Origin of the sequence: Cellulosilyticum sp. I15G10I2 (assembly GCF_900095725.1) — a bacterium.
Taxonomy (GTDB): Bacteria; Bacillota; Clostridia; order Lachnospirales; family Cellulosilyticaceae; genus FMMP01.
This window is the reverse complement of record NZ_FMMP01000011.1, coordinates 1-14,236: the sequence shown is the minus strand read 5'-3', so window position 1 is coordinate 14,236 and position 14,236 is coordinate 1. Positions and strand designations below refer to the sequence as shown.

Genomic DNA, 14,236 nt, shown 5'->3' with positions numbered 1-14,236 from the left:
TTTCATTTCAAGCTTTTAATATTCCTACTCTATTTCAACATCATCTACAATTTTATCCATCTTCTCCTTAAGCACATTCATACCTTGCTCAACACTGTATTTTTCAGCAACGATTTCTTGCAACACTGATGCCCACTCTGTCGTTGTTTCAAAGAAATGAGGTTGTGGTGTAAATTGGATAGTTGTGCCGCCAACTGTTTCTTCAAGTGCTTGTGCATAGCCTTCTGATTTAGCAAATACAGTTTTAAAATCAGGATTATTAAATACAGATTGTCTTGCAGGGTCAGCGACACTCGCATTAATGGAAGCCCATAGTGAATATTCTTTACCTGTGAAATACTGCAAGAATAACCACGCAGCTACTTTCTCTTTTGAATATTCATTCATAGCCATCGCCCACGTCCAAAGGTTAGAGTTGATTTCTGTTTTGCCTTGTGGAAGAGGAGGACTTACCCATGCAAGATTACCCGCTTCTTGAGAAGCCCCTTCTGGATTTTGGAAATAACCATTGCAGCTGGCATCAAATAACATTGCAGCCTTACCAGCGCCAAGATCTGCCCCAGCTTGATACCAAGTATAGCTTGACCATGATGGTGCTCCGCCCGCTTTAATAAGATCTACCCACATCTGAGTCATTTTGATAGCTTCAGGAGAATTTACTTTTGAAACTAACTTGCCATCTTCAATAGCAAAATCAACCGCTCCGTAGTTAGAGAAAGTCGTCATATACCCAGCATGAATGGTTCCCCAGTTTCTTGCGCCACGAATAGCAAGCGGATACGTACCTGGACCATCAAATTCTTTTAATTTTTCACATAAAACTAATAATTCTTCCATCGTCTTAGGAGGTTTAAGTCCTCTTTCATCAAATATTCTCTTGTTATAAGCAAGGTTATTAGTTTCAAAGCCAATAGGCAGCGCCCACTGTGGCCCTTCCCCTACCTTGTGCCCTGGAACCAAATCCCATTTTAGGCCATCAACAATTTTAGGGAAGAAATCACCAAAATCATAGCTTGCTTCTGTTAAGTTAGGGTCTTCCAGAAATGGCGTTAAGTCTGCAACATATCCCGCAGGTGCATATTCCCATATCTGATAAGCGCCTGACATAAATAGATCCGGTTTACCCGAACGTGAGTTAAGTGCTGTCGTTACTTTATCAAAATAGTTTTCTTCCGGTGTTAGTGCATATGTAACTTTAATGCCTGTTAACTGTTCAAACTCAGGAATTTTCTGTATGATTGCATCTGCATAAGTATGTTGATTAAACATAACTTCAACAGTCGCACCTTTAGCCATATCCCAGCTAAATCCTTTGGCTGGTGATTCAACCTTTGGCCCTCCTCCAGCAGCTCCCCCCTGACTTGATGCAGGCTCCGACTTACCACAGCCTACTATGCCTACCGTCATTGCTATAATACCCAGCACAGAAATTAGAATTTTAAACTTTTTTGTGTTTCTCATTACCTTCCCCTCCTAAAATATAGATTTGCAAGACAAAACGCTCTTCTCTCTTCGCTATGTAATTTGTATATTTTATACAAATTACTCCTTAATTTTAGCATCTTATATGTGAATTTAAAATGAATAATGTTCCTAATTTTATAAATATTATCTATATTAACAACTATTTTTTTTAAAAATTATTAAAATATTTTTATGCATAACAACATTTTAATGATTTTTAAATAATTTTTGCTATTATTCTAAAAAGAGTATAGTTCATCGCATTAAATGTAAAAATTATACAAATACTCTAAAGACATCCAATTTTTTATATGGTAAACTTAATAAAACTCATTAATAGATCGAGGGTGAAATACAGCATGTACAAAAATTTATCACTGCGCAGTAAATTATTTATTCAGTATTGTATATTTGCCATATTATTTACCAGTATGATTACTTACCTAGTCTATTCTTTATTTTACCTAAAACTACAAGAAAACAAGGTAGACTATACTTTGGAAATATCCAACAGAACCAAGTACAATCTTGAGTTTTTACTAACTTCTATTGATAATACAGCCACACTTCTTTCAAATGATGAAGAAATCCGAAACAAATTATCCCAATATAATGACGATAAAGAATATATCAATACCATATTAAAAAATACAGTGACAGTTCAGGAGTATATTAAAGGCGTGTATATCTTAGGAAATAACGGTAAAGTTTATACAAGCGACTGGGCCATTAACGAAGATTTATTAAAACAAAAGTATAATCATCTACTGCAAGAAAAGGATGTCTACGATTTATTCACAAAATCCTATTCTCGTGATTATCATATTTCTTCAACAATGAAAGTACTGACCTATGTTCGAAAAATTTATGATTATAGAGTAGAAAGAAATTACGGAACACTTATTATTGATATTAATTACGACTCTTTGCGAGACCTTATAACTACCGTTTCTGTAGCCAATCCTCAGAAATTACTGATTGTTAATGAAGCTGGTGAAACACTTTTTACCTACCCTTATAATGTAATTCTTGATGATGTACTTATCGAATATCCTGATCTGCTTCAGCATAAAGATTTAAAAATAACCGGTCACTTTTTTAAAAAACGCAGTATCATTGTTTCAAATACTATCAAACATACTAATTGGACGCTCATAGGGATTCACCCCATGGACAAAATACTTGAAGATAGCAAAAATATACTGCACCTCATGTTTAAGACAGCTGCTATATTCCTATTTCTCAGCTTATTTTCAGCCTATGCCCTGTCCTATGCAATTACTAAACCCATTATTGAACTTGCAAATACCATGCACTTAGTCGAAGCGGGTAACCTTTCTGTCCCTGTAAAAGTACGCAGCAATGACGAACTAGGTGCTCTTGCTTTAGCCTTTAATAATATGTTGAAAAAACTCAACTACTTTATTAATAAAGCCATCGAAGTAGAACAGCAAAAATCTAATATGGAGTTTCAAATACTTCAAGCTCAAATCAATCCTCACTTTTTATACAATACACTGGATTCTATCAGATGGCTGGCAACCTTTCACAATATCAAGACGATTAGTACAATGGTTACTTGTATCATTAATTTGTTAAAATATAATTTTTCAAGAAAAGGTGAAGTCGTACGATTAGATGAAGAACTTGATAATGTAAAAGCTTATTTATATATACAAAAATACAGATATGGTGATATGTTTGATGTGATTTACGATATTCCAAACGAACTTTTAAACTGTTATACCATCAAATTTATATTACAGCCTATTGTAGAAAATTCTATTTTCCATGGACTTGAAGACCTCGATACTCAGGGGCTTATTACTATTAGTGCGCACTTAGATAAAGAGTACCTTTTTCTCACAGTAAAAGATAATGGTGTAGGCATGACAGAAGAACAGCTTGAAAATGCCCGCAAAGGAAAGTCCTCCGACAAAAAATACAACGAGATTGGTATCAAAAATATTGATGAACGCATTAAGTTTTACTGTGGAAGCGCCTTCGGATTAGGCTTATCTAGTATCAAAAATGCCGGAACAATTGTTACCATCAAATTACCTGCCAACCTCAAAGAAGATGATGCCATACACTTAAAAACCTCAAAAAAAGAAGAAGAGGCTGTTTCTTTTTAGCCTCTTCTTCCTCTATGCGTACACTAATGTTGGTTTTTAAATTCCTTACAGGACATACCTACTCTATCTCTAAATACCCTGCTAAAATAATAGGGGTTATCAAACCCAACTTTTTCTGCAATCTCATATATTTTGCAGCTGCTTTCTAAAATATATTTTTTAGATTGTTCTACTCTGTAATTTGATAAAAAGGTAGAAAAATTAATACCTGTCTCCTGCTTAAACAATAGGCTGAAATAGCTTTTACTAATTTCTACATAGTCTGCAACTTCCTCTAATGAAATATTCCGCATATAATTATTCCGTATGTATTTAATACTTTTAGCAATAACGTAAGAATAGGTTTTTTTTCTATTTTCATTTGCCCCAATCAAGAGTTCATATACATCATGCACATACTTTTTAACCGACTCAAAATTTTCAAGTTTATTAAAGTTATTGTAATCAAATTTTGTATCATTCAGATATAATTCAGGGTCTTTATTTCTTTCATAATTTAAAACCCTCGCAATATTAATGAGATCAACAAAGACTTTTTTCACACAGTTAATATCATATGATTCATATATATTTATAAAAACTTCATCGACATATTCATGAAGTTTAATATAATCATAAGTATTTACATATTCTACAATTCTTTTATGCGCTATCCTAAAAACAATGGTTCTTACTTTTTCTAAATACTCATAAAAAAGCACTTTTTGACTACTATTAAAAAAATATCTCTCCGATGCACTTTTTCCTTCATTTAACAATCTAGGAATATCTAACAATTCAGTACTGATGCTGCTTATTCCAAAAGCAATATTAAGGCCAAAAAACTGTTTTAGATTTCTTCGTAGCGCCCTAATACAGTCTTCCTGCTCTGCTATTATATCCTGTGTTAAAAAGTCAACGTTAAATAGCAAAATTAAATGCTGTTCTGTAATAATATCCGAATAAATAATTTTTTCTTTTGGAAAAAGTGATTTTGATAAGTTTTTGATAAGCAGGTTATCCTTTATGTTGATTTCAGACTCATCGTCATATTCTACTTGACCAAAGGCAATAAAAAAATAAGGATGCTTAATCATTATATTGTTAAGATCTATTAGTTCTTTATAGTTTTTCTTACTTATATTAGATAAATACGCTTTCTCTAAAAGATAGTTAAGTGTGTTTTCCTCATAATCATTATTTGGATATTCCCTCTTGGTATTTTCATCATGATGAAGTGCATTAATCTCAAGAGCTGCTTTATTTAGTACTTTAAGAAGTTCTTCCGAACAAATATTGTGTTTTAACAAATATTCAGAAGCACCAAGGCTGATGGCTTGATGGGCATATGCAAAATCATCATAGTGTGTTAAGATAATAGATTTTAATGTTCTTTTCTTTTTTTGCAAAATGCGTATAAGTTCCAATCCATCTATAATAGGCATTTTTATATCTGTAATTAAGATATCCGGATCATACTTATCAAATAGTTCAATAGCTTCTTTACCATTTTGAGCTTCTCCCACTAACATAAATCCATTTGCTTCCCAATTAACAGTAGTTTTAAGACCTACTCTAACTAATAATTCATCTTCAGCTATCAGAACTTTTATCATAGCTTCCGCACCCTCCACATATATAAAAACCCTAGTTTTTACCACATGTTGTATTTATTTCTAAATAATACCATATTTATTTGTGTTTTTCTAGTACTATATTGTAGCCAAGGTGTCAATACTCAAGGTAAAATAAGGTTCTTTATATGAAATAGAGAGGGGCTGACATAACATTATCGTTTTTTATTCAAATGGGAATCTATAATGTGCTAAGCCCAGTTCATCTCGGATACTCATAAATTCTTTTTGAACTGCAGCATTAATAGGCACCCCACTGTCTTTTCTCTCCTGCCATATAAGATACTCTTTTTCGCCTGCTGTATAAATATGTTCTTCTCCTGGCGCTTTCGTTGATCCTCTTAGCTCACGCAAGATGTCCCCACAAGTTTTTTTAAATGCCTCAAGCCCCATAAAAGCTTCGGTATCAATGGCCATAAAAAAGTGACCCAAATGGAAAGGTACTTTTTCGCCTTGTTCCCCAATCCCTGATAAAGCACGGAGAAAATTCCCCTGCTGCAGTGCTGCTGAGAGAATCTCCACAACGGTTGCATACCCATACCCCTTATAGCCGGCAAGCTCTTCACCAATTCCTCCAAGAGGCGCTAAAGCAGCTTTTCCAGTATTTAAGTCTATTAATATCTGATCAGAATCTGTAAGTGCTGTGCCATCCCGGCCAATCACCATCCCTGCTGGCGTCTCTTTATTCACTCGGGCATAATACTCAATACGTCCTCTTTGTGTAATAGAAGTGGCACAATCAAGCACAAAAGGAAACGCCTCATCAGTAGGCATACCAAAGGTAAGCGGATTGGTGCCTAGCATATTTTCAACTCCGAAGGTCGGTGCAATAGACGGTCTGGCATTGGTCCCTGTAATACCAATGCAGCCAGCTTGTGCTGCCATCGTTGCATAATAGCCTGCTATGCCGTAATGTGTAGAGTTTCGTGCAACGACCATACCCATGCCAAATTTTTTTGCTTTTTCTATTGCCATATTCATAGCTTTATAGCCTACTACCTGACCCATGCCGTCATGCCCGTCTACAACTGCTGTTGTGGCCGTCTCTTTAACCACTTCAAATCGTGTAACAGGATTTTGAATTCCTGCCTTAATACGATCCAAGTAGATGGGTTTAAATCTATTAACACCGTGTGACTCAATGCCTCTTTTGTCTGATTCAAGTAAAACATCTGCACATATTTTTGCATCTTCTTCTGGAATACCATAGCCCTTAAAAGCATCAATTACAAACTGCGTAATCATTTCCCATCCAACAACATTTGTTTTTTCTGACATTTATTAACCTCCTCTAAATGCTTTATGCTACTACTTTTATCTTATAATACACCGATAACACCCTAATAATACTGTGTAAATGATCTTATTCTGCCTAGACCAGATCTTTTCCGATCTCCCCAATATTGGTATACACTGCATCGGGTTTTACATCAGAATGTTCTATGTCTTCTAAAGCAGCCTCACCGCTTAGTACTAAAATACCTGTTGCCCCATTGTTTACCCCTGTAGCAACATCAGTATATAACCGGTCTCCTACAAACGCCATTTCCTCCGGCCTATAACCTGTAACTGCTGTTATCATTTCAACTGTTTCTTTGAAAGGCTTTCCAAGATATTTAGGCTTAATTCCTGTAGATTGTGTAATAGCTGCACAAAAAGATCCACAGTCTGGTATGAAGCCCTCTTCAGTAGGCGCATTATTATCGAGATGCGTTGCCATAAACAGAGCTCCATTTCTTATATAGTGACATGCTTTTACCAGTTTTTCATAAGTAAGCGTGATATCAAATGATACCACCACAATGTCCGGCATCTCTTCTGTTAAATGAATGCCTGCATTCCTAAAACTCTCTGTTACGGTAGGGGTACCAACAAGATAAACTTTTTGTTCCGGATAGTGCATCTGCAGATATTTAATCGTAACGTCCCCAGAAGTTAAAATCTGCTTTTCCTCAATATAACAATTCATTTTTTCTAATTTAATAATATAGTCGTCGGATGTCCTCGATGAGTTGTTTGTAAAAAAGATATATTCGCGGCCCGATTGCTCTATTCGATTTAAGAACTCCAAAGACCATGGGAAAATACGATTTCCCAAATAAAAAGTACCATCCATATCCAGTACAAACAACCTAACTTTTTCTAAAAGCTTTTTTTTCTTATTATCCATGTCTGCTCCTTTTGCCCCTATTCCTTATGAGGGTATATTAATTTCACATCCAAATTTGACAGTGCTTCCAGCCACTCATCATTAGGTTTTTGATTAATAACTATATAATCCAGCTCACTTAGGTTACATACCTTGCGATAAGATAGCTTACCCAATTTACCAATATCACATAACAACACAGACTTCTTACAGCTTTTTAGCATCTCCTGTTTTAAATAAACATCTTCTTCATTTACATCTGTGGCTCCTTGTTCGAGAGAAACAGAGCGCACCGAAAAGAATAAGTAGTCTGGGTAAAAACCAGCAATCCTGCTTCTTGCAGACTCACCAGTAAACCCTCTTGATATGGGGCTGATCCACCCCCCTGTGCAGTAGACCTGTGCGGGTAAGGTATCTAAACAATTAATTGCAATCTGTGCACTGGTTGTAAGTATTTTAAGGTTCTTTTTTTCACCAAGAAATTTCGTCATACTTGCAATCGTACTGGTGTGATCTAAGAAGATATACATATCATCTTTAACGAGCTCCGATGCCAGTAATCCTAATATATCTTTGCCCTGTTGATTCTCATTTTGTCTTAAAAGGTACGGTATCTCCGTACTTTGCTGTTCAATAAGTACAGCCCCTCCGTAGGTACGCCTTATAATCCCCTCTTCTTCTAATATACTTAAATCCCGCCTGATTGTAGAAGGGCTCACATAATACTTTTTTGAAAGCTGTGCCACATAAACTGTCTTCCTGCTTTTAAGTTCTTCTAAAATATATTCCATCCGTTCAATATTCAGCATTCTGGTCACATCCTATAATCGTACTTTCCCTCATTATACGATTACTTTTAGCGCTTAACAAGTACTGCAAATATCTTCTGTTACCTGCTTAGCCGCAGCATTTTGAACCCCTAAGTCCCATAGCAGCTGCAGTACCGTATAACGATCACGTATTTCTTTTGCGTATAGAATACTCTCTTCTACTATATCTGGGTCTATCCCTACCTGAGCTGGATAAGTTGCTCCTTTTAGATCGGCTATAAGCTTTTCTACTTCCTTGGCTGATGGCAGTTCATTAATGGCTTCATAAATCTCTGGCCAGCGTTTCTCAATTACCGCAATCCTCGCATCTCTTTTTCCCTTATCATTCTTTTTAGTTTTTTCTTCAAGCAAAATAATCTCATCTGCCGCAATCTTAAATTTCTGCTTCATTTCTTCTTTCCAGGTCTCTTCTGAAAGTGGTTTCCATACTTCATTAATCTTTTCAAAATCCATTTCTAAAGACTTGATGTATTCATAAACCTTCAAAGCTGCAATCGTACCAATGCCTACTTTTGTACCATGGAGCACTGCTTTTTTCCCTTCAAAAAGAAAACGCATTTCCCAAAAATGAGAAAGATGGTGTTCACAGCCCGAGGCAGGCCTTGAGTTACCCGCATAGCTCATCGCAATACCTGAAAGGAGCAGTGCCTCTGTTAATCCTTCGATTGCTTTTTTATCTCTTGCTAAAAGTTTATCTTTACTCGCAACAACACGTTTTACTGCTAATATGACCATCTCCACAATCGTCTTGCAGTAATACTCATTATTAATAAGTGATGACAGCTTCCAATCACAAAGACATGTGTATTTTCCTAAAATATCTCCAACACCTGCAACAATCGTATCCATCGGCGCATCCGCCAGTATATCTAGGTCTCCGATAAATGCCTGTGCCACCTGAGCATTATAAGTTGTTTTTAAGTTATTAGTAATCATGGCTGCAACGCCTGATACAAAACCATCCATAGACGGTGCTGTTGCTACCATAAAATATTTAAGTCCTATAGCAGAGCTAAAGAACCGACAGATATCATTAATTGTACCGCTGCCTACTGCAATGATTAAATCACAGCTTCTATCAAAAGCCATCATGAGCCCCCCCAAGGCTTTTTCATCCGGAACGATTGTCTCTCCGCTTAGTATATAGCTTACATATGGAATCCCCTTTTGTGTAAGACAATCAATAACTTTACCACCTGCTGCTTTAAAGGTATTCCCATCTGCAACAATAAATACTTTCTTATACCCTAAGCTTTCAATAACATCCGGAAGCTCATTGATAGCCCCTGAACTTATTTTTATGCTATCCATATCTACGCTATGCTGCTGGCCGCATTCACACGTAAAAAGCTGCTTGATAAAATCTGTTATTTTCATATGCTCTAGATCTAACATATATATCCCCCTTATTTTTACTGTTTATTTTATCATAAATAAATTTATGCTCTTTGCATAGTTGATGCGGGTATATTAATAAACAATCACCAAAACACCCTTCATCACCCATAAACAATCACAACCACGCACACATATTTTATTACGCACGAGTAAGCCTCGCTTTCCTATTTCACAAGAAAGTGTGCAAAAAACGCACACGCTTGTGAAACAGGAAAGTTTGGTCCCTTGCAAGCAAGACGCACTTTCCTATTTCATAAAAAAAGATGCTACTTTAGTCAGCTTGTTAACTAAAATAGCATCCTTATCTATTACGTGCTATACGTGTCTTGGACAATAAGCACCATTCTTAAACCACCTACACGGCTTACATCCTAAACATTCTACAACAGCACTGCCTTCTTTTATATGATTTACAAAATTATAATCAGCAAGCTGTGCCCTGCCTATTGCAACAAAGTCCACTAGATTATGTGCAATAAGCGCTTGTGCTTGTTCCTGCGTCTTAATGGCATTAACCGCAATAACTGGAATATTTACTTCTTCTTTTATTTTAGCTGCCCCATAGACAATCCAATTCCCTGGGAAATCTTCTGGAACTTCTTCAGTAATTGGCGTGTTATCAAAGCCCGTAGAAACATGAAGATAGTCTATCCCTATAGCTTCAAATCTTTTGGCTATATCAATACTTGTTTTTAGATCACTCTCATTGCAGCCCATGCGTATACCAATAATAAAGTTTTCATTAACCTTTTTTCTGATACACTCAGTAATTTCCATGGTAAACCTCAATCTATTCTCCAGACTTCCTCCGTATGCATCAATTCGCTTATTAATTTTAGCAGAAAAGAACTGCGTCATAAGATAACCATGGGCACCATGAAGCTCAACCCCATCAAATCCAGCTCGCTCTGCTCTAAGTGCCGCATTAACAAAATCCTCTTGTATCGCCCGGAGCTCATCCATAGTCATGGCTCTTGCTGATAATGTCCCCTCATTAAAATCCGAAGAACTTATTGTATCTCCATTTACAGATTTGGGCGTTTTAATCCCCGCATGATGAATCTGTAAAACAACCTTAGTCCCATTCTCATGACAAACCTCTGCGAGCTTACTTAGGCCTTCTATATACTTATCATCCCAAATACCAAGCTGCCCCTCCGAGAGCCTGCCATTTTGGTTTACACACGTCGCTTCTACAATGATTAAGCCCGAACCACCCTTTGCAAGTGACTCATAATGCTTAATATTTTTTTCTGATACAAAGTTATTTTCTCCTGCAAAGGTAAAACAAACCATTGGTGGCAATACAATTCTGTTTTTTATTTCTAAGTGTTTGATTTTTTGTGGTGCAAAAAGTTTACTCATTATGTGCTCGCCCGTCCCCTCTATTTACTCATAAGCTTTGCCCGTTGGTTCTTATAACTTCTTTATACCATAAGGCGCTGTCTTTTAAAATTCTTTCCTGAGTTTGAAAGTTAACATAGACAAGGCCAAAGCGGTCATTATAACCATTTGCCCATTCAAAATTGTCCATCAAGCTCCACTGGAAGTAGCCTTTTACGTCTATTCCATCGTCAATAGCCTTTTTAAGTTCCAATAAATAGCGGTTTAAATAATCTATTCTATTTGGATCATGTACTTTACCATCTAGCGAAATAGTATCATGAGCTGACATGCCGTTTTCTGTAATAACAATAGGGGTTTTGTAACGTTCATATAAAAACTTTAGCAGCCAATAAAAGCTCTCTGGTGTTATGGGCCAACCTATAGCTGTTCTCGGATGTCCTGCAGGCGGGTCTAGTTTCTTAAAACCACCTGCGCCATCAGAAGCCGCCGGTATCGAATGGTAAATATTCTGGCCATAAAAATCAAGTGGCTGGCTGATGAGCGTCATATCCTGAGGGCCAATTTCTGGCATCAACTCTCCGAACTTTTCTACCGCTTCTTTAGGATAAGTCCCAAGCATCACAGGATCACTCCACCACCCTATACCAAATGCCCAGTTATCAATCTCTACATTAAAGTTAGCCTGACGTGCAGCTTCTATATCTTCTGGTTTTTCGGTAGCAGGATAAAAACTGCTTCCTGTTGGTGCATACCCAATCTTACAATCTTTGATTGTTTCTCTTAATACCTTAACGGCTCTTCCATGAGCCAGTAAAACATTATGCGCCATCTGCAAAGCATCCTTTGTTGGATACTTAATACCTGGAGCATGTATAGTTTGTACCATTGAAATACCAATAAAGCATTGAGGTTCATTGAATGTAAAGTAATTTTTGAGTCTGTCGCCAAGTTTATCTGCTACTACCTTTGTATAGGCTTCAAACCATTTTGGGCTGTCCGGATTAAGCCACCCGCCTCTTTTTTGAAGTTCATAAGGATAGTCCCAGTGAAATAAAGTTGCATAAGGCGTAATATTATACTTTATAAGTTCATCTACTAAGTCAGAATAAAACTGCAGACCCTTTTCATTGACTTCACCTACGCCATTTGGTATTACTCTAGGCCATGAAATTGAAAACCTATAGGCCTTAAGACCCATATCTGCCATCAATTTTACATCTTCCTTCATTCTGTGATAATGATCACATGCCACATCTCCCGAATGCCCCTGAAAAACCCTTCCAGGTTCTTTACAAAAAACGTCCCACACAGACAGTCCTTTACCATCCTCATAAGCCGCTCCTTCAATCTGATAAGAAGCAGTTGCTGCCCCCCATATAAAATCCTGCGGAAAACTCATCCCAATTCCCTCCAATATTTAGAATGTTATTATGAATTTTGTCTTTTCTATTAGCTTATATTGGTTTTATAGAATTGTAAATAAGCATTTTTGCTAAGATTTATGACAAGATATTCGTTACTATTATTCACCGTATTGTTATATCCGCTAATACCCCCTATAAAAATGGGATTGCCATTTTAACAATTGTTATGATATAATACTTAAAAATAAAATAATCAGATACTTCTTTGCCGCCGGGTAAAGAAGTTAAGCGTCAGTTTTCCTATCGTTAGGCCTTTGAAGATAGGAAATTCTGGCGCTTTATTTTTTTGTTACTAAGGGGATGAATATGAAAAATCAGACTTGTTTAAGAGAATTTGCGGGATATTGCATACTAAATATTTTAGGTATGATTGGTTTATCCTGCTATATACTTACGGATACTTTTTTTATTTCAAAAGGATTAGGCGCAAATGGTTTAACTGCACTGAATTTAGCAATTCCTGTATATAGCATTATTCATGGGAGCGGCTTAATGCTCGGAATAGGCGGTGCAACAAAATATTCCATTTTAAAAGGACAAAAATCATCCAAAGATTTCAGTAGGTTGTTTTCAAATACAATATATTTTGCAGCCCTATTGACAACTGTGTTTATGCTGATTGGTATTTTGGTTTCAGAAGAAGTTACCACTCTTTTGGGAGCTGATACCGAAGTTTTTACCATGACAAACACCTATCTGAAAGTTATCCTTCTGTTTGCTCCGGCTTTCATGATGAATGATATTCTGATTTGCTTTGTAAGAAATGACGGCAACCCCAAATTATCTATGTTCGCAATGCTGGGCGGAAGCTTTTCCAATATAGTTCTTGACTACATCTTTATATTTCCGTTACAAATGGGAATATTGGGTGCTGTATTAGCAACAGGATTTGCACCTTTAATCAGTATGTTGATCCTTTCAAGGCATTGGTTAAAAAAGAAGAATAATTTTCATTTAAAAAAATCGAAACTGCATTTTGCAACGCTACTCACCATTCTTTCATTAGGTTTCCCGTCCCTTATTACAGAAACATCTTCAGGAATTGTAATGATTGTTTTTAATACAATTATCCTGAAACTTCAGGGAAATGTCGGTGTTGCTGCTTATGGTGTCATTGCAAACCTGTCACTTGTGGTCATAGCAATTTATACCGGCATCGCACAGGGAATGCAGCCCCTAATCAGCAGAGCCTATGGGCATAATGCTACAGCAAACATAAAACAGGTATTGCGTTATGCAATTACAACAATGCTCGCAGTTTCTTGGGTAATTTACCTTACGGTCTTTTTGCTTGCCAATCCGATAGCAGGCCTATTTAACAGTCAAAACAACATGAAATTACAAGAAATCTCTACATCTGGATTAAAAATATATTTTACATCCGTTTCATTCGTAGGATTTAATATTGTAATTTCCATGTTTTTCACCTCCATAGATAAAGCCCTGCCCTCACATTTAATTTCCCTGCTGAGAGGTTTAATTATTATTGTTCCTATGGCATTTCTCTTGTCTACATTAGCTGGGATAATCGGCGTATGGCTGGCATTTCCAGTTACAGAGGGACTGGTTACAGTATTGGGTTTAATACTTTATGGCAAATTCGCATTGCCCAAAGCTTCTACTCTATCACAAGAAAAGATAAGTATAATATAATTAGATATGGTTAAAAGAAAAACACTTTCAACTTTTTATTTTTGGCAGTACCACAAGAAAAGCTTGTGATACTGCCATGGGGGTAAATATAAAAAATTTAGTGCGCTACACGACGTTTTTGAATACTATCAAAGCCTACTGCAAGTGCAAGTACTATACCTTTAACAACCATCTGCATGTATGTACTTACGTTTAAGAGAACCATACCATTGGTAAGTATACC

The 14,236-nt window shown here is 36.4% G+C and carries 10 protein-coding genes; 2 read left to right on the top strand and 8 right to left on the bottom strand.

Annotation, left to right across the window (positions count from 1 at the left end):
* Window positions 1-24 precede the first annotated feature (24 nt).
* Window positions 25-1,461: an ABC transporter substrate-binding protein gene (locus BN3326_RS12115; RefSeq protein ID WP_069999515.1), complete on the bottom strand. Its 1,437-nt coding sequence runs from the start codon at window positions 1,459-1,461 to the stop codon at window positions 25-27.
* 362 nt (window positions 1,462-1,823) lie between these two features.
* Here BN3326_RS12115 and BN3326_RS12110 point away from each other — a divergent pair, with 362 nt between their 5' ends.
* Entirely contained in the window at window positions 1,824-3,599 is a 1,776-nt protein-coding gene (locus BN3326_RS12110; protein WP_069999514.1) for a sensor histidine kinase, read from the top strand.
* A 23-nt stretch (window positions 3,600-3,622) separates the two neighbouring features.
* Here BN3326_RS12110 and BN3326_RS12105 read toward each other — a convergent pair whose 3' ends face one another.
* From BN3326_RS12105 to BN3326_RS12075, 7 genes are all read right to left on the bottom strand, one after another.
* Window positions 3,623-5,194: a response regulator transcription factor gene (locus tag BN3326_RS12105; protein ID WP_069999513.1), complete on the bottom strand. Its 1,572-nt coding sequence runs from the start codon at window positions 5,192-5,194 to the stop codon at window positions 3,623-3,625.
* Between the two features lie 183 nt (window positions 5,195-5,377).
* Window positions 5,378-6,490, bottom strand: coding sequence for an Ldh family oxidoreductase (locus tag BN3326_RS12100; RefSeq protein WP_069999512.1), 1,113 nt, complete (start codon window positions 6,488-6,490; stop codon window positions 5,378-5,380).
* Window positions 6,491-6,584: 94 nt separating this feature from the next.
* Window positions 6,585-7,382, bottom strand: a complete 798-nt coding sequence (locus BN3326_RS12095; RefSeq protein ID WP_069999511.1) for an HAD-IIA family hydrolase — start codon at window positions 7,380-7,382, stop codon at window positions 6,585-6,587.
* A 17-nt stretch (window positions 7,383-7,399) separates the two neighbouring features.
* Entirely contained in the window at window positions 7,400-8,170 is a 771-nt protein-coding gene (locus BN3326_RS12090) for a DeoR/GlpR family DNA-binding transcription regulator (protein ID WP_069999510.1), read from the bottom strand.
* A 54-nt stretch (window positions 8,171-8,224) separates the two neighbouring features.
* The gene (locus tag BN3326_RS12085) at window positions 8,225-9,586 is read right to left on the bottom strand and encodes a sn-glycerol-1-phosphate dehydrogenase (RefSeq protein WP_069999509.1); all 1,362 of its coding nucleotides are present in this window, start codon (window positions 9,584-9,586) and stop codon (window positions 8,225-8,227) included.
* Window positions 9,587-9,904: 318 nt separating this feature from the next.
* Window positions 9,905-10,954: an NADH:flavin oxidoreductase gene (locus tag BN3326_RS12080; protein ID WP_069999508.1), complete on the bottom strand. Its 1,050-nt coding sequence runs from the start codon at window positions 10,952-10,954 to the stop codon at window positions 9,905-9,907.
* A gap of 28 nt (window positions 10,955-10,982) precedes the next feature.
* Window positions 10,983-12,335 carry a GH1 family beta-glucosidase gene (locus tag BN3326_RS12075; protein WP_069999507.1) on the bottom strand — a complete coding sequence of 451 codons (1,353 nt, stop codon included), beginning with the start codon at window positions 12,333-12,335 and terminating at the stop codon, window positions 10,983-10,985.
* A gap of 331 nt (window positions 12,336-12,666) precedes the next feature.
* Between BN3326_RS12075 and BN3326_RS12070 the strand changes: the two genes are divergently transcribed.
* Window positions 12,667-14,013 carry an MATE family efflux transporter gene (locus BN3326_RS12070; protein ID WP_069999506.1) on the top strand — a complete coding sequence of 449 codons (1,347 nt, stop codon included), beginning with the start codon at window positions 12,667-12,669 and terminating at the stop codon, window positions 14,011-14,013.
* Window positions 14,014-14,236 lie beyond the last annotated feature (223 nt).

What these genes read in the sequence shown, in the direction of transcription:
- BN3326_RS12115 (WP_069999515.1), bottom strand. Translation starts at nt 1,461, where the DNA reads ATGAGAAACACAAAAAAGTTTAAAATTCTAATTTCTGTGCTGGGTATT.
- BN3326_RS12110 (WP_069999514.1), top strand. Translation starts at nt 1,824, where the DNA reads ATGTACAAAAATTTATCACTGCGCAGTAAATTATTTATTCAGTATTGT.
- BN3326_RS12105 (WP_069999513.1), bottom strand. Translation starts at nt 5,194, where the DNA reads ATGATAAAAGTTCTGATAGCTGAAGATGAATTATTAGTTAGAGTAGGT.
- BN3326_RS12100 (WP_069999512.1), bottom strand. Translation starts at nt 6,490, where the DNA reads ATGTCAGAAAAAACAAATGTTGTTGGATGGGAAATGATTACGCAGTTT.
- BN3326_RS12095 (WP_069999511.1), bottom strand. Translation starts at nt 7,382, where the DNA reads ATGGATAATAAGAAAAAAAAGCTTTTAGAAAAAGTTAGGTTGTTTGTA.
- BN3326_RS12090 (WP_069999510.1), bottom strand. Translation starts at nt 8,170, where the DNA reads ATGCTGAATATTGAACGGATGGAATATATTTTAGAAGAACTTAAAAGC.
- BN3326_RS12085 (WP_069999509.1), bottom strand. Translation starts at nt 9,586, where the DNA reads ATGTTAGATCTAGAGCATATGAAAATAACAGATTTTATCAAGCAGCTT.
- BN3326_RS12080 (WP_069999508.1), bottom strand. Translation starts at nt 10,954, where the DNA reads ATGAGTAAACTTTTTGCACCACAAAAAATCAAACACTTAGAAATAAAA.
- BN3326_RS12075 (WP_069999507.1), bottom strand. Translation starts at nt 12,335, where the DNA reads ATGAGTTTTCCGCAGGATTTTATATGGGGGGCAGCAACTGCTTCTTAT.
- BN3326_RS12070 (WP_069999506.1), top strand. Translation starts at nt 12,667, where the DNA reads ATGAAAAATCAGACTTGTTTAAGAGAATTTGCGGGATATTGCATACTA.